The sequence below is a fragment of the Shewanella sp. GJ50-10 genome, assembly GCF_055808815.1.
Map to the genome: position 1 here is coordinate 3341667 of NZ_JBVVSS010000001.1, position 24057 is coordinate 3365723.

General features: G+C 39.7%; 19 protein-coding genes. 6 read left to right on the forward strand and 13 right to left on the reverse strand.

The genetic code is table 11. From position 1 onward, the window contains the following. Positions 1-99 precede the first annotated feature (99 nt). Together ubiU and AC0L4E_RS14105 are read left to right on the forward strand one after the other, a co-directional pair. Positions 100-1101: a ubiquinone anaerobic biosynthesis protein UbiU gene (gene ubiU / locus AC0L4E_RS14100; protein WP_473679700.1), complete on the forward strand. Its 1002-nt coding sequence runs from the start codon at positions 100-102 to the stop codon at positions 1099-1101. A gap of 11 nt (positions 1102-1112) precedes the next feature. Further along, a complete protein-coding gene (locus tag AC0L4E_RS14105) occupies positions 1113-2012 on the forward strand; it encodes a U32 family peptidase (protein WP_473679701.1) in 900 nt (299 codons plus the stop codon). 32 nt (positions 2013-2044) lie between these two features. On the opposite strand, the gene AC0L4E_RS14110 is transcribed toward AC0L4E_RS14105, so the two are convergent. Continuing rightward, positions 2045-2746 carry a hypothetical protein gene (locus AC0L4E_RS14110; protein WP_473679702.1) on the reverse strand — a complete coding sequence of 234 codons (702 nt, stop codon included), beginning with the start codon at positions 2744-2746 and terminating at the stop codon, positions 2045-2047. Between the two features lie 527 nt (positions 2747-3273). Between AC0L4E_RS14110 and AC0L4E_RS14115 the strand changes: the two genes are divergently transcribed. Continuing rightward, on the forward strand, positions 3274-4551 hold the full coding sequence (locus tag AC0L4E_RS14115; RefSeq protein ID WP_473681672.1) for a YjiH family protein: 1278 nt from the start codon (positions 3274-3276) through the stop codon (positions 4549-4551). 240 nt (positions 4552-4791) lie between these two features. Next, a complete protein-coding gene (locus tag AC0L4E_RS14120) occupies positions 4792-5151 on the forward strand; it encodes a PilZ domain-containing protein (protein WP_473679703.1) in 360 nt (119 codons plus the stop codon). Positions 5152-5356: 205 nt separating this feature from the next. Here the strand turns inward: AC0L4E_RS14120 and radA are convergent, their stop codons facing one another. Continuing rightward, positions 5357-6730, reverse strand: a complete 1374-nt coding sequence (radA, locus tag AC0L4E_RS14125; protein WP_473679704.1) for a DNA repair protein RadA — start codon at positions 6728-6730, stop codon at positions 5357-5359. Between the two features lie 209 nt (positions 6731-6939). On the opposite strand from radA, the gene AC0L4E_RS14130 reads away from it, so the two are divergent. Further along, positions 6940-9336, forward strand: coding sequence for a PilZ domain-containing protein (locus AC0L4E_RS14130; RefSeq protein ID WP_473679705.1), 2397 nt, complete (start codon positions 6940-6942; stop codon positions 9334-9336). Positions 9337-9400: 64 nt separating this feature from the next. On the opposite strand, the gene AC0L4E_RS14135 is transcribed toward AC0L4E_RS14130, so the two are convergent. Continuing rightward, a complete protein-coding gene (locus AC0L4E_RS14135) occupies positions 9401-10303 on the reverse strand; it encodes an alpha/beta fold hydrolase (protein ID WP_473679706.1) in 903 nt (300 codons plus the stop codon). Positions 10304-10552: 249 nt separating this feature from the next. Next, positions 10553-11539 carry a phosphoserine phosphatase SerB gene (serB, locus tag AC0L4E_RS14140; RefSeq protein WP_473679707.1) on the reverse strand — a complete coding sequence of 329 codons (987 nt, stop codon included), beginning with the start codon at positions 11537-11539 and terminating at the stop codon, positions 10553-10555. An 87-nt stretch (positions 11540-11626) separates the two neighbouring features. Between serB and AC0L4E_RS14145 the strand changes: the two genes are divergently transcribed. Continuing rightward, positions 11627-12457, forward strand: a complete 831-nt coding sequence (locus tag AC0L4E_RS14145) for an AhpA/YtjB family protein (RefSeq protein ID WP_473679708.1) — start codon at positions 11627-11629, stop codon at positions 12455-12457. Positions 12458-12552: 95 nt separating this feature from the next. Here the strand turns inward: AC0L4E_RS14145 and deoD are convergent, their stop codons facing one another. From deoD to nlpI, 9 genes are all read right to left on the reverse strand, one after another. Further along, positions 12553-13263, reverse strand: coding sequence for a purine-nucleoside phosphorylase (gene deoD, locus AC0L4E_RS14150; RefSeq protein ID WP_473679709.1), 711 nt, complete (start codon positions 13261-13263; stop codon positions 12553-12555). Positions 13264-13388: 125 nt separating this feature from the next. Continuing rightward, positions 13389-14603, reverse strand: coding sequence for a phosphopentomutase (locus AC0L4E_RS14155; protein WP_248954930.1), 1215 nt, complete (start codon positions 14601-14603; stop codon positions 13389-13391). A gap of 11 nt (positions 14604-14614) precedes the next feature. Beyond that, complete coding sequence (gene deoA / locus AC0L4E_RS14160) at positions 14615-15946, reverse strand: thymidine phosphorylase (protein WP_473679710.1); 1332 nt, start codon at positions 15944-15946, stop codon at positions 14615-14617. 185 nt (positions 15947-16131) lie between these two features. Beyond that, positions 16132-16905 (reverse strand): deoxyribose-phosphate aldolase, encoded by a 774-nt coding sequence (gene deoC / locus AC0L4E_RS14165; protein WP_473679711.1) that lies wholly within the window; start codon positions 16903-16905, stop codon positions 16132-16134. Positions 16906-17337: 432 nt separating this feature from the next. After that, positions 17338-18168, reverse strand: a complete 831-nt coding sequence (locus tag AC0L4E_RS14170) for a nucleoside-specific channel-forming Tsx family protein (RefSeq protein ID WP_473679712.1) — start codon at positions 18166-18168, stop codon at positions 17338-17340. Between the two features lie 364 nt (positions 18169-18532). After that, a complete protein-coding gene (locus AC0L4E_RS14175) occupies positions 18533-19795 on the reverse strand; it encodes a NupC/NupG family nucleoside CNT transporter (protein ID WP_229368949.1) in 1263 nt (420 codons plus the stop codon). Between the two features lie 179 nt (positions 19796-19974). Continuing rightward, positions 19975-20736 carry a TatD family hydrolase gene (locus tag AC0L4E_RS14180; protein WP_473681674.1) on the reverse strand — a complete coding sequence of 254 codons (762 nt, stop codon included), beginning with the start codon at positions 20734-20736 and terminating at the stop codon, positions 19975-19977. 337 nt (positions 20737-21073) lie between these two features. Further along, on the reverse strand, positions 21074-22657 hold the full coding sequence (gene prfC / locus AC0L4E_RS14185) for a peptide chain release factor 3 (protein ID WP_473679713.1): 1584 nt from the start codon (positions 22655-22657) through the stop codon (positions 21074-21076). 185 nt (positions 22658-22842) lie between these two features. Continuing rightward, complete coding sequence (gene nlpI, locus AC0L4E_RS14190; protein ID WP_473679714.1) at positions 22843-23754, reverse strand: lipoprotein NlpI; 912 nt, start codon at positions 23752-23754, stop codon at positions 22843-22845. Between the last annotated feature and the right edge of the window lie 303 nt (positions 23755-24057).

Genomic DNA, 24057 nt, shown 5'->3' on the forward strand with positions numbered 1-24057 from the left:
GTTTACTCACATTTTATCAATTGAAACCTGTTTCAAATCAATTCATGTGACGTCATTCAACTTTACACTCCCTTTCAACAGCAATTTGAGAGAGAGAAAATGGAACTCTTGTGCCCCGCAGGAAATTTAGCTTCGTTAAAAGCCGCTTTTAGAGCCGGTGCAGATGCGGTTTATCTTGGATTAAAAGATGATACCAATGCCCGTTCATTCGCTGGATTAAACTTTACTCCTGAACAAATAAAACAAGCCACTAAGCTTGCTCACAGCCAAGGTCGAAAAGTATTTTTAACACTTAATACTTTTCCCAAACCAGGCGAAGAATCCCGTTGGTATCAAGCTATCGACTTAGGTGCAAATATCGGTATGGATGCACTGATCACCGCAGATATATCGCTACTAGATTATGCAAGCCGTCGCTATCCGCATTTGCCACTGCATTTATCCGTGCAAGCCAGCGCAACAAACCTTGCAGCTCTAGAATTCTATCAGCAAGCATTTAATATTGAGCGCGCTGTATTGCCTCGTGTGCTATCAATTAAACAAGTTAAAGATTTAGCTAAAAATAGCAGTGTTGAACTAGAAGTATTTGCCTTTGGTAGTTTGTGCATTATGGCCGAAGGCCGTTGTCACTTGTCTTCTTATGTTACCGGTCAGTCACCTAATACTGGCGGGTCTTGCTCCCCTGCTAAGCATGTTAGATGGCAAGAACAAGGTGATAAATGCCTGACGCGCTTAAATGAAGTGCTAATTGATACTTCTGGCGTCGACCAACAACTAGGTTACCCAGTGGTATGTAAAGGTCGCTATATCGCTGAAGATCAGAGCCAAGCCAACTATCTATTAGAGTCTCCAACGAGTTTGAACACCTTAAGCCTACTGCCACAATTGGCATCTGCTGGTATTAAGTCTCTAAAAATTGAAGGTAGACAGCGCAGTCCTGCCTATGTTGAGCAAGTCACACGTGTTTGGCGAGAAGCAATTGATAGCTTTTTAACTCACCCTGAATCTTTTACCGAGCAAGCTAGATGGAATCAAGTTCTCGCAAAAGTGTCTGAAGGACAAGTCACCACATTAGGCGCGTACGAACGCCAATGGCAGTAAGGTAAATATTAATGAAGATTTCTCTCGCACCAGTAAGCTTTTGCTGGGATAAAGCCACTATTGAGCAATTTTACCAAAAGGCGGCAAACAGCCAAATTGATACTGTGTATTTGGGTGAAACCGTATGTAGCCGGCGCCGCCTACTTAAATTTAATGATTACCTTGAATTAGCCCAGATGCTAAAAAATCATGGCAAAAATGTCGTGTTATCAACTATGGCATTAATCGAAGCCCAGTCAGAGTTAACCGAACTTAAAAAATATATCGTTAATGGTGAATTTAGTATTGAAGCCAATGATATGGCTGCTGTGCAACTTGCTAGACAGGCAAAAGTTCCATTCATTTGCGGGCCGACGATTAACAACTATAACCGTGCCAGTTTAGATATATTACAAACCATGGGAATGAAGCGGTTTGTTATGCCTTTTGAACTATCAAAAGTGTGGTTGAATAATGTGATATCTCAGCCGGCTAAAGCAAACTTTGAAGTGGAAGTGATGGGACATGGCTATATACCATTAGCGCATTCAGCCCGTTGTTTTACAGCTAAACATTTTGGTTTAAATAAAGACAATTGCGAAACCATATGTCAGCAACACCCGAAAGGGATTCTGGCGCAAACTCAAGAGCAACAAGACCTACTAAGACTTAATGGCATTCAAACGCAATCAGCCTCACACATTGACTTAACAGACGAGTTGATAACCATGCAAAAAATGGGTGTGGATTACTTTAGGATCTCACCGAGTAGTATTGAGTGTTTGGATATTGCTAATGGACTGGCAAATAAACTTACCGCCTCGGCAATAGATAATGAAGTCAACATGACATCTGATGCACTTGATAGAAACCTAAGCCCGCAAGCATGCAATGGTTATTGGTTTGGACAAGCAGGTTTAGAGCAGGTTTAGAGCAGGTTTAGCAACAACTGACTATAGAAGAATTAAGATGTTTGACCTTGTCGGTGGGGCAAAAAATACCACCGACAAATACTCAACATCCATAGCCACATCGCCACGATACTGCACCAAAACAATATTGATAACCACCATACTTCTGGTTTAGGTGACTGCGACACTATAGCTTGAAACAGCATTCCATCAGATATAGGTTTTCCACCTAAACTTTCCCGCCAATAGTCATGTGACAAAATGGCTCCATGTATGAGTAAAATCATACAGCTCAAAATAAATGGCATACACTGCGGCACTTTTCGTTCTATAGCGCACTCAATAAGACAAAAAGCAGCGCTAACAAAACCAAAGTAGATATAAATTGAAACAGCATGTATATGCAAGTGATGCACATTAAGTGGGAATAAACCAATGGCAGCAAGCGAGATAAAAGTAATCACTAGTGACAGCCAAAATAAGCCGCTGGTGAAACGACTACTCATTTGTAAGCCAAACAAACAACTCATGGTTAAACTTAAACTTCCGAAGAATAAGCCACCATTAATTAAAATAGCAGTCGATGAGCGATTATATGTCCCAAGTTCACTTAACGAAAACTGCAGTAAACTGTATTTATCACCATACTGGATATACTCAATCGTAATAGATAAAACAATGCCAAGAAAAAGACCGAACAAACCCAGCAAACCAAATAGGTAAGCTAATCTTGCAATCTTTTCCGTTTTATTCATGATCACTGCTAGGTCATTTCCTTATAAATTCTACGCTATCATACTCAATTTTAATGGATAAAACTCCTATCTACATCTAATGTATTAGATTTTAATTTAGTAACTGATTTTACAAAGGTGCTATTTACTTTGTTATTTATTATCTTCAGACGTTGAAATGAGCCTAAACAACGAAGCAACACCGCAAGCACCACCACAAAACAAAATCTCAACACATTGATTACAAACAAATTAATCCGTGCATTTAGTAGTAAAACCTATAGAATATAGATAAGCAAAATAACTCAATAACTATTCGTTAAAGTGAATAGTTTTACATAGACTAGATAAGCAGGTAACCTTGCCTCGCTTAACGCATCTTTGAATGGACATTCAGCATTTTCCCCATTGGACGGTTTGACACAATCAACCATAATTATGTGGTCAATTGGTAAGGCATATATAAAGTGACTCAAGAAAAACAAAAACATAACATAAAGACAATACTGACCTTTATCATTCCGTCGCTGATCGGTTTGTTATTATTCATGACGCCGATAAGTTATAACGACGCCATTACTATCCCAATTGCCATACTGTCTAAAGCGGTTCAGAGTCAATTTTCTGAAATACTGCCTTTAGTTGTCACCTGTATTGTCGTGTTCATGGCAATCATATCTGTGCTAACAAAAATAATTAAACCTAAGTTAGTGCAAGATAAACCATTCCTCAACACACTACTTAACGTGTCTCCATTTTGGTTAATCGTACGTATTTTAGGGGCTGTATTTATTGTACTCACCTATTTAGAAATAGGATCAGAGGTAATATATTCAGCTGATACCGGTGCACTAGTACTTAACGACTTATTACCTGTACTATTTTCCGTATTCATTTTTGCTGGCATGTTGCTGCCTTTACTACTTAATTTTGGCTTATTAGAGTTTTTCGGCACTATGCTAACTAAACTCATGCGCCCTATTTTCAATCTACCAGGAAGAAGCGCCATTGATTGTATGGCTTCATGGTTAGGCGATGGTAGTGTTGGTATCTTAATGACCAACAAACAATACGAAACGCGTTTTTACACTGAACGTGAAGCTGCAGTCATTGGTACAACTTTCTCTGCGGTATCTATTACCTTCAGTTTAGTTGTTATTTCACAAGTTCAACTTGAACATCTATTTGTGCCATTTTACTTAACGGTTTGTTTAGCCGGTTTTGTTGCTGCGATAATCGTACCTAAGTTACCGCCTTTATCGTGGAAGAAAGACTTATATATCGACAATACGCCTCGTCACCCGGATGATGAAATGATCCCTAAAGGACATGGCGTTATGTCTTGGGGTTTTGAGCAGGCGTTAAATAAAGCATCTCGCGCAGGTGGCGTGAAGCATGTTCTACAAGAAGGCGTTAAGAACGTTTTAGATATGGTTTTTGGTATTATTCCTGTCGTGATGGCTATCGGTACCGTCGCCTTGGTTTTAGCGGAAAATACACCTATTTTTGACTATCTTGGTATGCCGTTTATTCCTCTATTAGAGCTGCTACAAATACCAGAGGCTGATGTTGCTTCAACGACAATTGTGGTTGGCTTCGCTGATATGTTCTTACCATCAATTTTAGCCAGTTCAATTGAGTCGGACTTAACTCGTTTTGTCATTGCAGCCTTATCTGTGACACAGTTAATCTACATGAGTGAAGTAGGCGCATTATTGATTGGTAGCAAAATTCCAGTTAACTTTTTCGAGTTGTTTGTGGTATTTATTCTACGTACCTTAGTGACATTACCTGTTATTGCACTATGTGGTCATTTACTGGTTTAGCGAATATTTATTCCAGCGGCGATAGGTAGTCAGTATCGCAAGTTTAAAAGGAGCCGTAGGCTCCTTTTTTGTTTCTGTTAATTTACTTGTAAGGGTACTTGTAAAGCGCTGTAACTCACTCATTATTGGCATTCATTTTTAGATAGCGTATTCTTAATTTATTAGTAAAGTTTCACTGATGACTGCAGACATATTACGTCATCATTAATCTGTCACTTCAGTAAGTGGGTGGAATAGTTTATGGATGAAAGAAGAAAGTTCACGCGTACCTTATTTGCAGCAACAGCTTCCATCACTATTGAAGACAAAACTTATCGCACTGATATTTTGGATTTAAGTATCAGCGGTGCGTTAGTATCGACACCCGAGGGCTTTATTGCAGACAAGGGACAAGAAGTTGCTTTAAGCTTTTTACTACCTGAGTCAGATATTGTATTAAGTATGGATACCATTCTGGTTCATAAAGAGGTCAATCATTTAGGTCTAGAGTGCCATCACATCGACCTCGACAGTATTAGTCATTTAAAACGTATTATTGAACTCAATATTGGTGATGAAGCCATACTACAGCGAGAGTTAGCTCAATTGATTAGTTTGTAGTAACTCCTCGCTGATGCAGAAAAATAATATAAATAAGAATGGTGGTTATCACAATCACCAGTAAATAGGTTAGTCGCAAAGATTAGGTAATATGGGCTTTCGAGGCCAATGATTTTTCACTGCGATAATCTAGTGTTCAAATAAAAACCACTCTAAGACCACTTCCAGCACCACATTACAACTTTCCTAATATCTACTGATTAAGCTAATTAATTAACTCAAGTAATTCATGTATCGTTTTAATCGGGTGTATCTTTGCCCCTAAACCTTCCATGGACTTGTGATAGTTTCGGTGAGGAATATACACTTCAGTAAAGCCGTGTTGCACCGCCTCTTTGACTCTTGGCACCCCACTATCAATAGGCCTGACATCACCATTTAAACTCAATTCGCCCATAATACAAGTGGTTCTTGGCACAACAAAGTCATTCAAACTACTGAGTAAAGCTGTCACTAAAGCTAAATCAATACAGGTTTCTGACTCATCAATTTTAAGGCCACCGACTAGGTTAAAATAGGTGTCATGAAAAATCTTAGTGCGGGTATGCTTACGCAGAACCCCTGTTAGCATCTTAATCCGATTCATGTTTAACCCGACACAGACCCGCTGAGGAAACTCACCTTCGGTTTCTGTGGTCAAGCATTGGATCTCAAGCAATAAGTTGCGATTGCCCTTTCGAATACAAGTAATCGCAGCGCCAGGAGATTCTGTTGTCGAGCCAGATAAGAAGATTTCACTGGGATTATCAACACTTATCATGCCTCGCTCAGTCATTTTAAAAATACCGACAGTATCGACATCGCCAAAACGGTTTTTATTCGCTCTTAAGGTTCTTATCTGACCGTCATTACACTCGATATGGGTAAGACAATCGACAATATGAATTAAGGTTTGTGGACCCGCGGTTTCATTGTTTTTATTAACATGAGCGACCAAAAACATGGTCACATTATTTTGCTTACAATATTGAGTTAAGGCCTGTGCACTACTTTTAACTTGCGATGGTGAACCTGGGCTGCCATTTGCAGAGTCAGACACCACAGCTTGAATCGAATCGATAACGGCAAACTTAATTTTTTTAGCGTCAAGCTCGGCAATAATAGCTTCAACATTGGTTTCGGCCATTAGATACAAATTATCTTCGTTGTAGTTAAGCTTGAGTCGATTCACACGATTTTTAAACTGTGACAATGATTCTTCAGCAGTACAGTATAGCGATGGCATGACTTGTGACATTCGGGCAATCAAATCAGACAATAAGGTAGTTTTACCAGCACCTGGGTCGCCAGAAATAATATTGACTGACCCAGTTGTGAGACCACCACACAATACTCGGTCGAGCTCGCCAATTCCCGTTAATTGCTTTTGCGCTTCAAACTCTTCAACGTCACCCAGTTTTTTAGATCCACCACCTACTGAGCCTGCGTAACCTGCAACAGATGCAGAAGATGACTTAACCGCAGCAATGCGCACTTCAGATATTGTATTCCACTCTTGGCATGCACTACATTGGCCCTGCCAACGTGGAAAATCTTGTCCACATTCATTACACACAAACGCTGTTTTATTTTTTGCCATGCTTCTCTGTCACTGAGTTAAACGCTAAAATTAAATTAGAGGATAATATTTAACCTTAACGGATTAATATTGTATTTAAGTTGTTATATTACTTGCTTTAACAGACACATAAATTAAATTTGTATAAAGTAAGTATGTAGTGAGCCGATAAGATTACCAGTCAGGCTTTAATTTAGCACCTAGTTATCGCACAAAACTGAAAAGAGCCAATGAGCATAGAAGACCATAGTCAGCTAATAGAACAACTAAAGCCGTTACTGATGGAACCAGACTTCAAAGATGTCTTTGAAAAACTGACTATCGACGAATCTAATTCGACTCGATTTCTTCTAAAAATGGAACTCAATCGTCTTTCAGCCTTGTGTACACGCATTATCGATTTGCGCGATAAAACAGAATTAGAGTGTGAAGAAGTCACAATCGCAACCCAGCGACACTTTCTTGATGAACCCGCAAAAAATTCGCTAGTTCAAGCACTGCAAATATATCGCAATAAATACACTATCGGTGTTTATGAGCATGTGCTTAACGAACATCGACAGCGTAAAGAACAATTACGTCAAAATAAACAAGAACCGGTTATCGAAACATCTGAGTTAGTGGTGCCAGGTGTCGTAATGGGAAGTTACTTTAATCGTAGTGAAGAACGTATGAACTACTCCATTCGTATCTCTGCATCTCAAAATGGCGGTACGGAGGCTTTCGGTGCGAGCCTTGACCTATCCGTTGGCGGTGCTAGAGTTCGACTTCCTGCTAAACACCGCTTTGATCAAGATAAGCCTTTGCGTATTAAGTTACTGGAACTTAATGAAGAGTTCTTTTTTGAAGACTTACAAAATGGGGTTGATTATCAAATTGTAGATGTGCAAAACAAAGATGATAATGCCATTATGCGTTTACGCCGAATAGGCGATAGCATTGAGTTAGATAAAGTTCTTACCCAATTAATCCGCGGCTATAAGTTTCGCTATAAAGTTGATGTAAATGACGTCATTGTCAATGCAACTGGCCTAGGGTTTGAGCGTCACTATTTACCAATGCTGGCCCACATGCCGCTTTATATTTCAGTGTCTGAAGGCAAGCCTTTTATCAGCCACCAATTATTAAGTCGTGGTAACCAACCGATATTACAATATTTTCTTGATGAAAAAGAAGTGAGTCAATTGCCCAGCATGCTCACCAATAATCGCTTGGTTAACTTAATAAAATACCCCAATGAAACCGATCATAGCTTGTTTTTTTGTTTTACCCATCAAGCCAAAGGCGTTACCCAATATTTTTCAGCTTCACTGCATGAATTAAAACAGCACGATTCCATGCAGCTATTTTTTGGCTTTGGTGCGGCAAAAGTCAGTTGGCGTATTTTTAAAATCGTGCAGCAAAAGATTGATCATAAACTCAATTATAAAACCTCAACTTTGCCTGGTGACGAAGACCATTACTCAGCATTAACTGAGCAGCAATTAGCTAGGTTCAGTTATATATTACAACTAATAGACTTAACCAATGAAGATGTAAGGCCAAATTACCGAGCTTGGTTTAATGAAGGTGATAACGTAAATGAGCTCAAACTCTTTAACCAAGTTAAGCTAAAAAAGAACACAATAAAGCGTTTATCTATGCCCTTTAGTGAACGAAGAAGAGAGGCACGTTTCGCTTTTAAAACCATCATTGAAATTGAACAAAACGGTAAAAAAAGTCGTGGTATCTCCCATGATATCTCGACACGTGGAATACAGTTTACTCTTGAAGATAACACTCAATTTTCATCCCCTGCAGAAGTCAAATTAAACTTCCCGAAACTGCAAGCCATTGCAGGTAAAACTGAGCTGTCAAAACTACCATATCAACTTATTCGCAGTCGCAATAATGACCAAACACTGCATTTGTCTGCAATTGTTGGTCACGAGCCACATACTGGGGTTGAGTTTATCAACAGGCTCATTAACCATAATCGAGATAAATTTGAACAATTATCTGATGATGAAGGCGAGCTAAAAGAATTGGCCGATGGGATGAAAAATTTACTGCTACGACAACTGGTTAGCGTTCCTTACTTTGTAGAGAAAACCAAAAAGTCAGCTCAATTAGCCTGTATTGGTATTGGCACTAAAACCGATGAAATTAGTCATTTATTTGCAGCAGGCTCAATCAAACCTCTTAATTTTAATTTAACGCCATTATTTGACGAAACTCAGTTTAAGCAACTTATCATCGACCCCATTAGAGTAATGAAACCCATTGATGGGGCGAAATATTTTGAAGTATTCCTGCAAATATCTCGTCAGGGAAGAGGCGCCATCAATATTCAATCACAATTAATGAATGACTTTGATAGTCGCACAGCGCAAATTAAATTCATTAGCCATGCCCAAGCAGTTGGACGTTTTATGGCACTTAGAGTTTATTTTAGCGCAACTGAAAAGCCTGATATGAGCTACATACGCCGCGAAATGGAATATATCACCATTCATGCCAGCCATAGAGCAAAGCAGCTTGAAGAACGCTTATGGCAAGTTATTGGTAGCGGAGAACTGTTAGATATTACCGCTGAAGTTGAAGTACGTTTCCCTGAGTTACATCTTAACGACTCACGGGCGAGCTAAACAATTCTGCTCAAACTTAATCGACTCAGGTGATACCGCTTTAAGTAACAAACTAAAGCTAATTTCAAAATCGATTATACCAATCACTTACCAGTGGAAAATGATCTGTCACAGCCAATTTATCCGTTAGCATACCGCCGTGAGTGTAGTCGCGTTTAAATCCTTTGCGTTTAGCCAATAAAGTATAATCAGCGTTCGCGAGTCCGCACTCTTTCATCATATCTTTCACATCAGAAGGATTACCCAATACAAAATCTTTTTTTCCGGCTATAAACCAGCTTTGAGGCCAATCTATGTTTTGCACCGCTTCGGTATAATTAAATTGATCATCGGCATCAATCCAATCTCCTCTCACCCAATCAATGGTTTGCAACAGAGACAACCTGCTTTCGTTATCCATTCCAAGACGATATTTATCAGCAGCAAGGTAGCCTTGATACTTAGTCATCAGCGGTGCGAGTCGATTCCAAAATAAATCCACCATCATGGTTTTACGAAATGACTTCACTTTAATGGTTCGTTTACTACCGAAAGTCACAAAAGATGCCACTTGATTTCTTAACTGTGCCAAACGAATATAACTACTCGCCATCAATACCCCGCCCCATGAGTGCGCGCACCAATGCACTTTTTGCGCATTAGCATGTTTAAGCACAAAATCGTGCGCTATTGGCAATTGCTCCAAAATGACTTCTGTTTGCCCCATGTGATAATCAGCACTGATCCTAGGCTCACTTGCCCCTCTGCCAGCAGTATCAAGCACATAAACATCGTAACCTTGATCAGCAAGGTAACAGCCTAAGCCTTTACCGGACGGACTATAAAAAACACGCCCATTAGACATAGCGCCATGGAGCATCAAAATAGGTGCGCGATTGAGGTTTTCAGAAGAAGTTAAAGGCTGCGCTTTTAGATGACGAAGGTGAAGTTTTCCGTCTCGATAAGGAAGGTAATGAGATTGCTGCATACAAATTTGGCTATATCCGACATCATGAATATAACCACGTTAAACACAGCGCGTGTTAATTTCAAGTTAATTAGAGTAAAAAATCTAATAACAAGTCAATCAAGTAAACTGTAGCATTGAAAAGATTAGCCGCAGTTTAATAAAACTACCAAGGCAAATTTGCTGTAAACATTTTAATCAATCATCGAAGATTAAAACACTTACAGCTATCAACATTAATCAATAAAACAAGTTATTAGAACAAGTTAACTAGCCTTGTAGATAAAACACTAAACAGCGTAAGTCGAGCTGTTGGATACTCGCATCTGCTGCCGCAAGCAGTTTAGGTTTGGCATGAAACGCCACGCCAAAGTCAGCGGCGTTAACCATTGGGATATCATTAGCGCCATCTCCAATCGCCATACGTTGCCCTATCGCTATTTGCCACTCAGCACTGCATTTATCGATTACATCGGCTTTATATTGTGCATCAACCACTTGCCCTGTCACTTCGCCTGCAAGCTTGCCATCTTTAATAACAAGTTCATTAGCATAAGCAGCGTCCAGCTTTAAGAGTTCTTTTAAATGACCAACAAACGGAGTGAATCCACCTGATGCTAACACTAACTTCCAATCATTTGGTTTAAGTTCAGCAACTAAGCTTTCAAGCCCCGGCATTAATGGTAAGTTTTCACATAATGTGGCAATGATATCTTCGCTTGCTCCAGCTAACTTACTCACTCGTAATCGCAAGCTTTCTTCAAAGTCCAGTTCACCTTGCATTGCTCTTTCTGTCACTTCAGAAACGGCTTCACCCACCCCAGCCATAGCCGCTAATTCATCAATACATTCTATCTGAATCGCTGTAGAGTCCATGTCCATGACTAATAGACCCGGCTTAAAAAAGCTTGGTAATGGCTGGGTTACTTCAAGTAGCTCAGCTTTAATGCCTGATGGGAATTGTGCAATAAAATCAGTTAACCTCGTAGATGAAGCAATTTCCAATCCTTTTAAGCTATTGTGGCGCATCAATACTGCGATTGAACAATCTTGATTTAATAGCTCAAACCACTGACTGACTTGCTCTAAAGCTGACTCATCAAAGACAACTCTAAACCGATGTGGCTGTTTAACTTGGATATTATTAAGAAACTCATCTTCAAAATAGCGAGTCAATGTAATATCACTGTAAGTAAAAGACGCATCAAACCCTGAGAATAACCACGTTAGAGCTTGTTTATTTTTCTGACTTTCCATCGACTGCACTTCCCCAATGATTGCGACTATCTACTATGATTTATTTCGATTAGTATTAATTAAATAGAAAAATTACCAAGGATTAAAGTGATTTTTGTTAAAGGTCTTAAGAAAAGTCAAAGAATCAGCAGGATTATCCAAATTGTTTTGGCAGTATTATTACTGTTTGGGCTCACCCACCTGTGGAAATCTAGCATCAATAATGGCCAGCAGTTACTTAACTCTCAAACACAGTTAATGGCAAGGTTACTCGTTCAGCAAGCGGCTAATGGTGCTGCGCCAGCAATGTTCCTTCAAAATGATGAGCAACTTCAATGGCTTGCTAACGCACTGATTGATGATCCTAAAGTCATGTCAGTTAATATCTATGATGCCCAAGGTGTCAGGCTCGCTTTCGCGCAATCGATAACTGAAGAAGAACTTGATGCAGACGATCAAGAACTAAAACAGCTTCTATCACCTTATTCTCCTATGATTGAAAATGTCCTTCAGGGTGAAAATAACTTGGGTTACATCGAAGTTAGATTAAACCTACGCATTTTCTTCGACGAACTTAAAACTCTATATCAAGAAAGCATGAAATTGCAGCAAACCATGTTAATTGCTGCCGGCATTATCGGTTTACTGCTTTCAAGAGCGTTGTCATTTAAACGTGCAGACTTTGATCGCCGTAAAACACGTGCTAAACAAGGTCGAAAAAACAGTAATCTATTGCAAAAAAATGCCGCTGAAAATGATGAGTTAGATGAAGAACAGCTTAATCAACAAGCGCAAAATGGCAGTGAACTAATTGATAGTGAACAAGAAAATGACGAGCTAAGTCACTCCGAAATGGCTGACTTAGAGTATCAAGAGCTTGCAGATATGAAAGATAAGCAGGTTAAGAAAAAAGACAAAATGGAAACAAAGGAAACTTAAGATCAAAAAGCAAATTAGCCAAACTAAATAAAGACATTAAAAAAGGGATAACGCTGACGCTATCCCTTTTTTTATGCTTTGCTAATTAGTCTTTATTAAAGAGTAATTGCCGCATCTAATGTCATAACAATCATGTCATTGAACGTTGTTTGACGCTCATCAGAAGACGTTTTTTCGCCAGTTCTGATATGGTCTGAAACAGTCACAACACATAATGCTTTAGCACCAAGTTCGTGTGCTACGCCGTAAAGACCAGCAGCTTCCATTTCGACGCCTAATACACCCATTTTTTCCATAGTATCGAACATAGAAGGATCTGGAGTGTAAAATAAGTCAGCTGAGAATACGTTACCAACACGGATGTTAGTGCCGTGAGCTTTAGCTGAATCAACTACAGCGCTCAATAGGCTGTAATCTGCGATAGCAGCAAAGTCTTGACCTTTGAAACGTAAACGGTTTGCTTGTGAATCAGTACAAGCACCCATTCCGATGATCACGTCACGAACTTTTACGTCAGTGCTAATCGCACCACAAGTACCAACACGAATTAGGTTTTTAACACCGTATTCTTTGATTAGCTCGTGAGCATAGATTGAACAAGAAGGAATACCCATACCTGAACCCATAACAGAGATGCGAGTCCCTTTATAAGTACCAGTGTAACCAAACATGTTACGTACATCAGTCACTAGCTCAACGTTTTCTAAGAACGTTTCAGCAATGTATTTTGCACGTAATGGATCGCCTGGGAATAAAACTGTTTCGCCAAAAGCACCGTCAACAGCATTAATATGTGGTGTAGCCATGAAAAACCCCTATATTTTTATCTTAAATCTTTAATATTAGTAATTAAGTCATCCCCTTAATTACCGAATGCGATTCTACTATATTTATTAACAAAATATCGTTAGAAGATAGTAATGTTTCATTGTTAAATGAAAGATTCACCATATTCCATCGGTTCAAGCTCAAAGTAACTAGCAATTGACTGACCTATATCAGCAAAACTATTACGACGACCTAATGAACCAGCAGCTAAACCTGCGCCTAATGCCAACACGGGCACTCGCTCACGAGTATGCTCAGTACCTTGCCAGCTTGGATCACAACCATGATCTGCCGTAAACACAATCAAATCTTCTGGATTTAATAATGCCAATAACTCAGGTAAGCGTTGGTCAAAGTACTCTAACGCTTTGGCATAACCCGCGATATCACGACGATGGCCATAATGAGAGTCGAAATCAACAAAGTTGGTGAATACGATAGTGTTATCACCTGCACGTTTCACTTGTTCAAGCGTTGCATCAAATAACTCTTCAAGCCCAGTAGCCTTAAATTTTTGCGTAATACCACTGTTGGCATAAATATCGGCAATCTTACCAATACTCACCACTTCACCACCGGCATCTTTAAGCTTATCTAATACGGTTGGCGCTGGCGGTAATACCGCATAGTCATGACGGTTACCTGTTCTAGCGAAATCATCAGGGCCAGTACCCACAAATGGACGCGCAATGACACGGCCAATGTTATAAGGCTCTAACTCTTCACGAGTGATTTCACACAAGCGATAAAGGTTTTCTAAGCCAAAAGTTTCTTCATGACAGGCAATTTGAAATACCGAATCAGCAGATGTGTAAAAAATTGGCTTGCCAGAACGCATGTGTTCTTCACCAAGCTCTTCAAGTATTGTAGTACCTGATGCGTGACAATTACCTAAAAATTCGGTTAAGCCGGCACGAGCTAAGATTTTATCAGTTAACTCTTGTGGGAATGAGTTGGTTAAATCAGAAAAATAACCCCATTCATAAAGAACAGGTACACCCGCCATTTCCCAATGACCACTCGGGGTGTCTTTACCAGAGCTTAGTTCATCAGCATGACCATAGGCGCCGATAACTTCAACATTATCGCCGAAAGCATCTGCAAATTTACCTGTGCTTTCAAAACCTGCATGTCCTAAGCCAAGCTTAGCCAAGTTAGGCAGTTTCAATGGGCCTTGACGACCAATGTCTGCTTTACCTTCAGCACAGGCCTGAGCAATATGACCGAAGGTATCTGAACCTACATCGCCAAATTTATCAGCATCAGTTGCTGCGCCTACACCGAACGAATCCAGCATCATAATAAATGTACGTTTCATAATTTAACTCCTTATAAATCCGAAGCACGGATATAACGATAAATTTCTGGCGTCTTTTCAGGCGCTGAATCTTCAATTTTTATCGCTTGTTGAACCGCTGCTGACGCTTCTTCAAACGCCGCTTCAGATTGTGCATGCACCATAGCAATAGGTTTATCGGTAGAAACAAAGTCACCTAAAGCACACACATCAGTTAAGCCCACACTATAGTCTAGTTTGTCACCAGGTTTTCTACGTCCGCCACCTAGTGTCACTACAGCTAATCCTAATTCACGAGTGTCCATACTATGAGCATAACCTTGTTTAGTGGCATACACAGGACGGATTATTTGTGAATGAGGTAAATATTTATCATATGACTCGATAAAGTCAGTCGGCCCGCCAAGACCAGATACCATGCGGCCAAATATCTCTGCAGCTTTACCGTTATCAAGTACAGTATTTAACTTATTACGTGCATCAGTGTCATTTTGGGCAATACCACCTAACACTAACATTTCGGCACATAAGCCCATCGTCACTTCATAAAGACGAGGGTTACGGTATTGACCTGTTAAGAAGTTGATAGCTTCACGCACTTCAACCGCATTACCTGCACATGATGCCAATACTTGGTTCATGTCAGTTAATAACGCTGTTGTTTTGGTTCCAGCGCCATTGGCAACGGCTGTAATGCTGCGGGCAAGCTCTTCAGATGCTTCATAAGTTGGCATGAATGCACCGCTACCCACTTTTACATCCATAGCTAAAGCATCGAGACCTGCTGCTAGCTTTTTAGAAAGAATCGACGCTGTAATAAGCGAAATAGATTCAACGGTTGCGGTGTTATCACGAATTGAGTAAAAACGTTTATCAGCTGGGACTAAATCACCTGTTTGGCCAATAATCGCCACACCAGCTTCTTTAACTACCTTTCTGAATAACTCACTTGAGGGTTCGGTTTGGTAACCTGGAATTGCATCAAACTTATCAAGTGTACCGCCTGTATGACCCAAGCCACGACCGGAAATCATTGGTACATAACCGCCACACGCCGCAGCCATAGGGCCGAGCATTAAGCTAATAACATCACCAACACCACCAGTGCTGTGCTTGTCGATAATCGGTCCATCTAGTGACAATGAATCCCAATTAAGCACGGTACCTGAATCACGCATACCTGTGGTTAAGGCTATACGCTCATCCATGTTCATATCTTGAAAGTAAACAGCCATACCAAAGGCGGCAATTTGACCTTCAGAGACAGTATTTTGGGTAATACCATCTACAAAAAATTGTATTTCAGCATTGCTGAGAGCTTCACCATTACGTTTTTTACGAATAATTTCTTGAGCGAGAAACATACTATTTCCTCCAGCATCATGTAAAACCCTAATAATTTAGAGCCTATACAATCCGCCTTAACAAGATGGCACCAATCACATGAATACGGTGGCGATCGATGCTATCAATTAAAACCGTTAAAACAAGTTTGGCTAACTAATGACGATACTAAATCAACTTGCAGTCTTTAATTAGCCACTCTCTATTAGTAGCCTTGCGCACCTTGTGGAGCATCAGACAGTTCAAGCGTATGCAATAAGCTTGTTAATAGGCTTGAAGCGCCAAATCTAAAGCTTGCAGGGCTGATCCAATCAGCACCTAGTAAACGCTCAGCGACACCTAAAAACTCAGCAGTTTGCGCTGCATCACGAACACCGCCGGCAGGTTTAAAACCTACGTTACGATTCTTTTCACTGATGACAGTTAGCATGATTTCAGCAGCTTCTAGCGTTGCATTAACAGGAACTTTACCTGTTGATGTTTTAATGAAGTCTGCGCCAGCATCAATTGAAAGCTCTGAAGCTTTACGAATAAGCGCTGGATCTTTAAGCTCACCAGATTCAATGATGACTTTCAAAATAGCTTCATCGCCACATGCTTCTTTACACGCTTTAACTAGCTCAAAACCTAAAGACTCATTACCCGCCATTAATGAACGGTAAGGGAATACAACGTCAACTTCATCAGCGCCATAAGCTACTGCTGCACGGGTTTCTAATACTGCTATGGCAATATCGTCATTTCCATGTGGAAAGTTAGTCACTGTAGCAATTTTGATATCTTCACAATCTAGCTCGTTTAACGTTTTGCGAGCAATTGGGATAAAACGCGGGTAAATACAGATTGCAGCAGTATGGCCAGCAGCGGTATTCGCTTTGTGGCATAAATCTATGACTTTTTGATCAGTATCATCGTCGTTTAATGTGGTTAAATCCATTAAAGAGATACCAAGTTGTGCTGCTTTTTTTAAATCACTCATGTTTGCTCTCCGAAACAAAAACCTAATAAAATCTTGTTTTGGCAATGCATAAAGCTGGCAGTAGTTTAATTGTGAGGCCGGGCCTTCGAGCATTGCCAGTAAATTAGTTGATAAGTTACTGAACTAAGTATTCAATCTGATAACGAGTACCACGACTTGAATCCTTGAAGACCGGAAGAGGTGAAACAATGAAGTATGCTTCATCCATTCCGCGAAAATTCCCTTTTAGCGCGCAAATCAATCCAAACTATTTATGTCGAACATTTTATGACTTTCTCATAAAATATTAGTTCAAATAAAACTCTGTTTGGACGTTAATATTTAACTAAATACACTGTATCAAATTTTAGGATGTATTTAAGTAAATACTAACATATTTTACAATAAATTTGGAGCCACACTATGTGTGGCTCCAAGTGCTTACAAGTACTATTAGAACTTGTAAGTAGCTGTTAGGTAGTGAGCCCAACCAGTTGTTTCTAGACCAACGATGCCAGCACCATCTTCAAGAAGGTATACATCTTTGTAGCCTTTTAGACCGTAACCTAGAGCGTAGTTGTCTGAGTGCCAGTGTAGACCGAAGTATGCAGCACCACCGTTAGAGCTCATAGGTACGAACTCATCACCGTACTCGTCATCAGCACCGAACTGGTAATCAACATAACCTTGGAATGCTACGAAAGTACCGTTGTCAAAGTTGTGAACTGGTTTGAACCAGTTAGCTGAGAACTGGTAACCATTCCAGTCTTTACCGTTCATGTCGTAATGAGCGTATAAGTTCATGCCAGTTTTACCTAACCATGGAACCATTACGTCTGCACCAAGACCCCAGAATGAAGCATTTACGTCTTCACCGATTGCTCCACCACCCCAGTTAAATAGAGTAGAGAAGTAAACTTCTTGGATAGGACCAACTGAAAGGTCAAGACCTGTGATTGCATCTAAAGAGAAACGAGGAGCGAACTTCATGAACATTCTGTTTTGGCCGTAACCTTTATCACCTGAATCTTGAGTGAATAAGTTAAATACGTCAACGTAACCGTATAAATCAACAACACCAGCGCGACCGCCAAATTCCATTTCTAAGTAATCGTGACCACTTTCACCACCACTTGGTAATTCGTCAAATGCATACATTGCATTGAACTGCATCCAGCTGTAATCGCCAGAACGGATATCTTCACCACGGTCGGCAGCCATTGCAGGTGCAGACATTGCAGCGATAGTTGTAGCAGCTAAAGCTAAAGTTTTAACGTTTTTCATTATCAACCCCATTGATATATATTTATTTACCACCTTCGAGGGCGGCGATTTTTATAAACGTTCGCATTGTACATCTATTGGATAAAAGCTCAATAAGAATTGGCATAAATACGAATACTTAATCCCAAAATGTGAACAATATCTCTACTTTTCACTAACAACTTAGAACGTTTCTGTCTAATAAACTGCATTATTTGACTAAATCGATATAAATCACTACTTAAAATCGAGAGCAACCTACATGCCATACAATCAAATAAACAGATTAATTTTTCGTTATATACTCAAAAAATCTTAAAAAAAAGCTGCTATTACCTTAGTAATAACAGCCCTCATTTAACTCATAGTCACTTCAATCTTAGGATTAAATCGCTAAGAATAAACCAGCTAGAGTTGCACTCATTAAGTTAGCTAGTGAACCGGCAATAACTGCACGGATACCTAGTCTAGCCAAGTCATGGCGACGGCTAGGAGCCATAGCACCTAAACCACCTAATAGAATAGCGATTGAAGATAAGTTAGCAAAACCACATAGTGCGAAAGAAATAATCGCTTTGGTTCTGTCAGTCATCATCAGACCAGTTTCTGCTACTACTTGGTAACCTTCAGCTGAAGCATCAAGTAAGTAAGGAGCAAAGTTAAGATATGCTACGAATTCGTTAACAACAATCTTTTGACCGATGAAAGAACCAGCAACAAGAGCTTCGTTCCAAGGTACACCGATTAAGAATGCTAAAGGCATGAAGATGTAACCAAGAATCAGCTCTAAAGTAATACCTTCAAGACCAAACCAACCAGTAACACCACCGATGATGCCGTTGATCATTGCGATTAGACCAACGAATGCAATCAACATTGCACCTACGTTAAGTGCTAAATGCATACCAGAAGAAGCACCTGCTGCTGCTGCGTCTAATACGTTAGCTGGCTTATCAGGATCTTCAGGAAGTTCAGACATTTCGTTCTTAGCTTCTTCAGTCTCAGGATGCATAAGCTTAGCCATCATCAGACCACCAGGAGCTGCCATGAATGATGCAGCAACTAAGTACTCAATTGGTACGCCCATTTGCGCATAACCAGCTAATACTGAACCCGCGATTGATGCAAGACCACCAACCATGATTGCGAACAATTCAGAGTTAGTCATAGTCGCAATGAAAGGACGTACAACTAGAGGTGCTTCTGTTTGACCAACGAAGATGTTAGCAGTTGCAGACATAGACTCTGTACGACTCGTGCCTAATGCTTTTTGTAAACCACCACCGATAATACGGATGATCCACTGCATAATGCCTAAGTAGTATAGAACAGCAATTAGAGAAGAGAAGAATACGATAACTGGTAAAACGTTAACTGCGAAAATGAAACCAACTTTGAATTGGGCTAAGTCGCCGAATAAAAAGTTAATACCACTTTGTGCATAACCAATAACGCTAGAAACAGCATCAGAAACACCTTTTAAGATGTCTTTACCAACTGGAACATATAGAACAAAACCTGCAAAGAACGCTTGGATAGCTAAAGCGCCACCAACAGTACGAACATTAATTGCTTTTCTATTATTTGATAGTGCATAACCGATTGCTAGTATGGTAACCACACCTACTAGACTCATTAGTATATCCATTAATCATCACCCTTATTTATGTTAACGATTTGTATATTTGTTGTTAACTCACCTATTTTCCGTTAATGATTATAACTGAGGAGCAGATGAAAATCGTGGATTAGATCATACTTTTAGAGTTTAATTTCAGGATCTTATGCAACATTAACTTTAATTAATAACTGTGTTTAAAAAAAGAATTATAGCTCAAACAGTTGGGAGGCGTTTTCATTCAATCGTTCTAATATAAAAACAGTTGTTTTTTTCTGTAAATTTGCGATCTCTGTGACGAAGTTTGGTATTTGAAGTGGTGTGTTTCGTTTTTCTGTTGAATTAAAGGGAGTCATACTGGGTGAATCTGTTTCAATTAAGAAATGTTTAATCTCTATTTCAATAATTGTTTTACGCAACTTTTTGGCATTTGGGTTCATTAGTAACCCGCCGATTCCTAATTTATAGCCTAAATCAATGTAACGCTTGGCTAGCTCAGGTCCCCCATAAAAGCCATGAATAACTCCGCCTTTAGAATTAGGGTGTTTTGCCAATAAATCACACAATTCCTGATGGCATTTTACCCCATGTAATATGACAGGAAGATTAAACTGGTTGGCTAATTCTAATTGACCTGAAAGTAACTCTAATTGCATAGTAAACTCAGGTTTCAGCTTATCTAAACCACACTCCCCCACAGCCACAAAATAATCATTATTTTGATATTTTGAGATTTTTTGTTCCAATAAGGTTAATGATTTCTCAATATTTGTTGGGATATACCAAGGATGAATGCCCAATGCAAAGTAGCAGTTGAATTCAGTCGCTATCGCTATTTGTTTTTGCCATTGAAGCTCATTAATCCCAGGAATAATGGCACCTGTTATCCCTTGTTCACGCATTTTAATAAACAAATCTTGGCGGTCATGATCAAAATCAGCAAGATCAAGGTGAGCGTGAGTATCAATCATTTTCATACCTACTTTCATTTACGCTACTTTTATTCGAATCGACTTTTCTAGAACTAAAAAGGTTAAGCTCAGGTTCTTCTAATCGAGGCGCGCAGCTCCGTTTATTCTCAAGTGTTAGTCCCATTTGATCGCACCAACGGATATAAGTCATCCAAGTTTTAACTAAACACTTTGTCAACCGAGATAACATAGCGACTCCTTTAAGCAGACTATATTAAGAGTAATATTGAAATTAATATTGTCTATATTAGCTAAACATATGTTCAACTTCTAAAATTTAGGCAATAAAAAAGGCGGTTACCCGCCTTTAAGATTAACACTAGCATCTAACTCGATTTTAGTTCTCACGAGTCTTGGCAAATTCGACGTCAGGATAACGCTCCATCGACAAATTCAGATTAACCATGGTTGGTGCGATATAAGTTAAGTTATCACCACCATCTAGCGCTAGATTAGCACTGCATTTACGGCGGAACTCTTCTAGTTTACGCTCATCTTTACAGTAAACCCAACGCGCAGTAGAAACACTAATGCCTTCGTAAATAGCTTCAACGTTGTATTCACTCTTAAGACGGCCAACAACCACTTCAAACTGCAGTACACCGACAGCGCCTACAATTAAATCATTGGTATCAAGTGGTCTGAAGACCTGCACAGCACCTTCTTCAGCAAGTTGAACTAAGCCTTTGAGTAATTGCTTTTGCTTTAATGGATCTTTTAAGCGAATGCGACGGAACATTTCAGGAGCGAAGTTTGGAATACCAGTGAACTTAAGTTTTTCGCCTTGAGAGAAGGTGTCACCAATTTGAATCGTACCGTGGTTATGCAGACCAATGATATCGCCAGGGTAAGCTTCTTCAACTTGTTCACGGTCACCAGCAACAAAGGTCAACGCATCAGAAATACGCACATCTTTACCAGCACGAACGTGATGCATCTTCATGCCTTTTTGGTATTTACCAGACACAATACGCATGAATGCTACACGGTCACGGTGTTTAGGATCCATATTCGCTTGAATTTTAAATACAAAGCCACTGAACGTTTCATCTTCAGCTTGAATCTCTTTAACTTCAGTTGCGCGAGGTTGTGGCTTTGGTGCCCACTCAGTTAACCCATCTAAAACATGGTCAACACCAAAGTTACCTAGTGCGGTACCAAAATAAACAGGCGACAATTTACCACTGAGAAATGCATCTAAATCAAACTCATGAGAAGCACCGACTACAAGCTCTAATTCTTCACGTAAGATTTCAGCAAGTTCGCTACCAATAGCAACATCTAACTCAGGGTTATCGATACCTTTCACCGTGCGAACTTCTTGGATCATGTGGCCTAAACCTGATTGATACAAAACAGCTTCATCGCGGTGAATATGGTAAATACCTTTGAAAGACTTACCACAACCAATAGGCCAAGTTATAGGAGCACAGGCAATTTTCAGCTCATTTTCAACTTCATCCATGACTTCCATAGGATCGCGAATATCACGGTCACATTTATTCATGAAGGTCACAATTGGCGTATCACGTAAACGAGTCACTTCCATCAACTTACGGGTACGGTCCTCGACACCTTTCGCTGAGTCGATAACCATCAGACATGAGTCTACCGCTGTTAGAGTACGGTAAGTATCTTCAGAGAAATCTTCGTGACCAGGAGTATCAAGTAAGTTAACTAGGCAATCACTATAAGGAAACTGCATGACAGAAGTCGTGATAGAAATACCACGATCTTTCTCCATTTCCATCCAGTCAGACTTAGCATGTTGCTTAGAGCCACGGCCTTTAACGGTACCTGCAGTTTGAATAGCTTGTCCGAATAACAGAACCTTTTCGGTAATGGTGGTCTTACCGGCATCTGGATGCGAAATAATCGCGAAGGTACGACGTTTATCGACCTCTACTGTGTGAGCTGACATGAGTTACTTTGCCCTAGCATGATAAAAATGGCGCAAATTATAGCTTTTCCGAGGATAGTTGGCTAGGTAAAGTCTTAAAGAATGCCATAAGACGTAAATAGGTTGTGATATGTAAAACATAGATAATTAAAAATAAAAAAGGCTAACGATTTCTCGTTAGCCTTATCAAGTTATTTAGCAAGCTACTATTGAATCTTTGCCATTTCAATTTCGGCTAATTTTTGCTGAGTTTGTGCAAGTTCTATACGTGCATAACGATGTTCAACAAAGTCATAAATGTTAGTTGCTAGCGTTAGACGATAGTAATCGATCGCTAGTTCATAATCTTGTTGCTCTACTGCTTTCTTGGCCAGATAAAAATAGGTCTCACATAAACGCTCAGTATATTCTTTAGGCTGAGTTAAATTCTGTTTAGCAGCTTCGAAAACTTGCTCTTTAGTCAAGGTACCTAAATAGTAATCAACCAGAACAGTTGACCAAGCTTGAGCATTTAATGATTTTCTATTTTCAACTAATGCTAATTGAGCATTTTCAGCACTTCGTGGAGAGTCCACTAAATAAAGCCATAATGCACGATAACCATCAGATGGGTCTTTAGTTAAAAAGGTCTGCATGTCTTGTGCTGCTAACTCGTAGCGCTCACCATAATATAAGGCGATACCACGATTTAAATAAGCGTAATCATACTCAGGTGATAACTCTAAAACCCCATCGAAAGATTCATAGGCACTTTCGAACTCGCCTTCTTGGGTGTAATAAATCCCTAGAAAGTTATAAGCATCGGCGAGGTTTGGCTGAAGTTTGATTGCTTGATGGAAGTCAATTCGGGCTAATAAACGCAGTCCGACACTGTCGTAAATTACGCCGCGATCATAATGAAAACGAGCACGTTGCTCTGTGGTCAATTCCATTGTGCCCAAAATCTCATTGAGCTTAGCCAGAGTCACTTCCAATTTGTAGTCAGGGGCACTTGGCGCGACCATAACTTTGCCAGAGACAGCACTATCTGCACTACCAGATAAAGAAGCACAACCTGACAATAACATACTGGCACCCACACATAATGCGACGACTGTGGTACGTAATTTCTGTTCCATTTAAATACCTTATCAGGTTCTATAATTACTTTGCATCATATCAACCTATCCCCATCAGGGCTATGCAGATACAAATAATTTTTCATATTCCAATTAGCTCAGTTAAAAACTGCTGAACCCTATCTGTAAATTAACCAATATTGCTAATCTAGTGCTTATGACCACTGTATTAATGATTGAGTTCAATCATTAAGCAAATCGGTTAGGCCAAAATTAAAGTTTAAAATACCTTTCTAAAAAAATCTTAAAAATTTTAGTTCCAAATTATAGGCACAAAAAAGGAGATCCGAAGATCTCCTTAAT

Coding starts and splice junctions, on each gene's coding strand:
- ubiU (WP_473679700.1), top strand. CDS start 100: ATGGAACTCTTGTGCCCCGCAGGAAATTTAGCTTCGTTAAAAGCCGCT.
- AC0L4E_RS14105 (WP_473679701.1), top strand. CDS start 1,113: ATGAAGATTTCTCTCGCACCAGTAAGCTTTTGCTGGGATAAAGCCACT.
- AC0L4E_RS14110 (WP_473679702.1), bottom strand. CDS start 2,746: ATGAATAAAACGGAAAAGATTGCAAGATTAGCTTACCTATTTGGTTTG.
- AC0L4E_RS14115 (WP_473681672.1), top strand. CDS start 3,274: ATGACGCCGATAAGTTATAACGACGCCATTACTATCCCAATTGCCATA.
- AC0L4E_RS14120 (WP_473679703.1), top strand. CDS start 4,792: ATGGATGAAAGAAGAAAGTTCACGCGTACCTTATTTGCAGCAACAGCT.
- radA (WP_473679704.1), bottom strand. CDS start 6,730: ATGGCAAAAAATAAAACAGCGTTTGTGTGTAATGAATGTGGACAAGAT.
- AC0L4E_RS14130 (WP_473679705.1), top strand. CDS start 6,940: ATGAGCATAGAAGACCATAGTCAGCTAATAGAACAACTAAAGCCGTTA.
- AC0L4E_RS14135 (WP_473679706.1), bottom strand. CDS start 10,303: ATGCAGCAATCTCATTACCTTCCTTATCGAGACGGAAAACTTCACCTT.
- serB (WP_473679707.1), bottom strand. CDS start 11,539: ATGGAAAGTCAGAAAAATAAACAAGCTCTAACGTGGTTATTCTCAGGG.
- deoD (WP_473679709.1), bottom strand. CDS start 13,263: ATGGCTACACCACATATTAATGCTGTTGACGGTGCTTTTGGCGAAACA.
- AC0L4E_RS14155 (WP_248954930.1), bottom strand. CDS start 14,603: ATGAAACGTACATTTATTATGATGCTGGATTCGTTCGGTGTAGGCGCA.
- deoA (WP_473679710.1), bottom strand. CDS start 15,946: ATGTTTCTCGCTCAAGAAATTATTCGTAAAAAACGTAATGGTGAAGCT.
- deoC (WP_473679711.1), bottom strand. CDS start 16,905: ATGAGTGATTTAAAAAAAGCAGCACAACTTGGTATCTCTTTAATGGAT.
- AC0L4E_RS14170 (WP_473679712.1), bottom strand. CDS start 18,168: ATGAAAAACGTTAAAACTTTAGCTTTAGCTGCTACAACTATCGCTGCA.
- AC0L4E_RS14175 (WP_229368949.1), bottom strand. CDS start 19,795: ATGGATATACTAATGAGTCTAGTAGGTGTGGTTACCATACTAGCAATC.
- AC0L4E_RS14180 (WP_473681674.1), bottom strand. CDS start 20,736: ATGATTGATACTCACGCTCACCTTGATCTTGCTGATTTTGATCATGAC.
- prfC (WP_473679713.1), bottom strand. CDS start 22,657: ATGTCAGCTCACACAGTAGAGGTCGATAAACGTCGTACCTTCGCGATT.
- nlpI (WP_473679714.1), bottom strand. CDS start 23,754: ATGGAACAGAAATTACGTACCACAGTCGTCGCATTATGTGTGGGTGCC.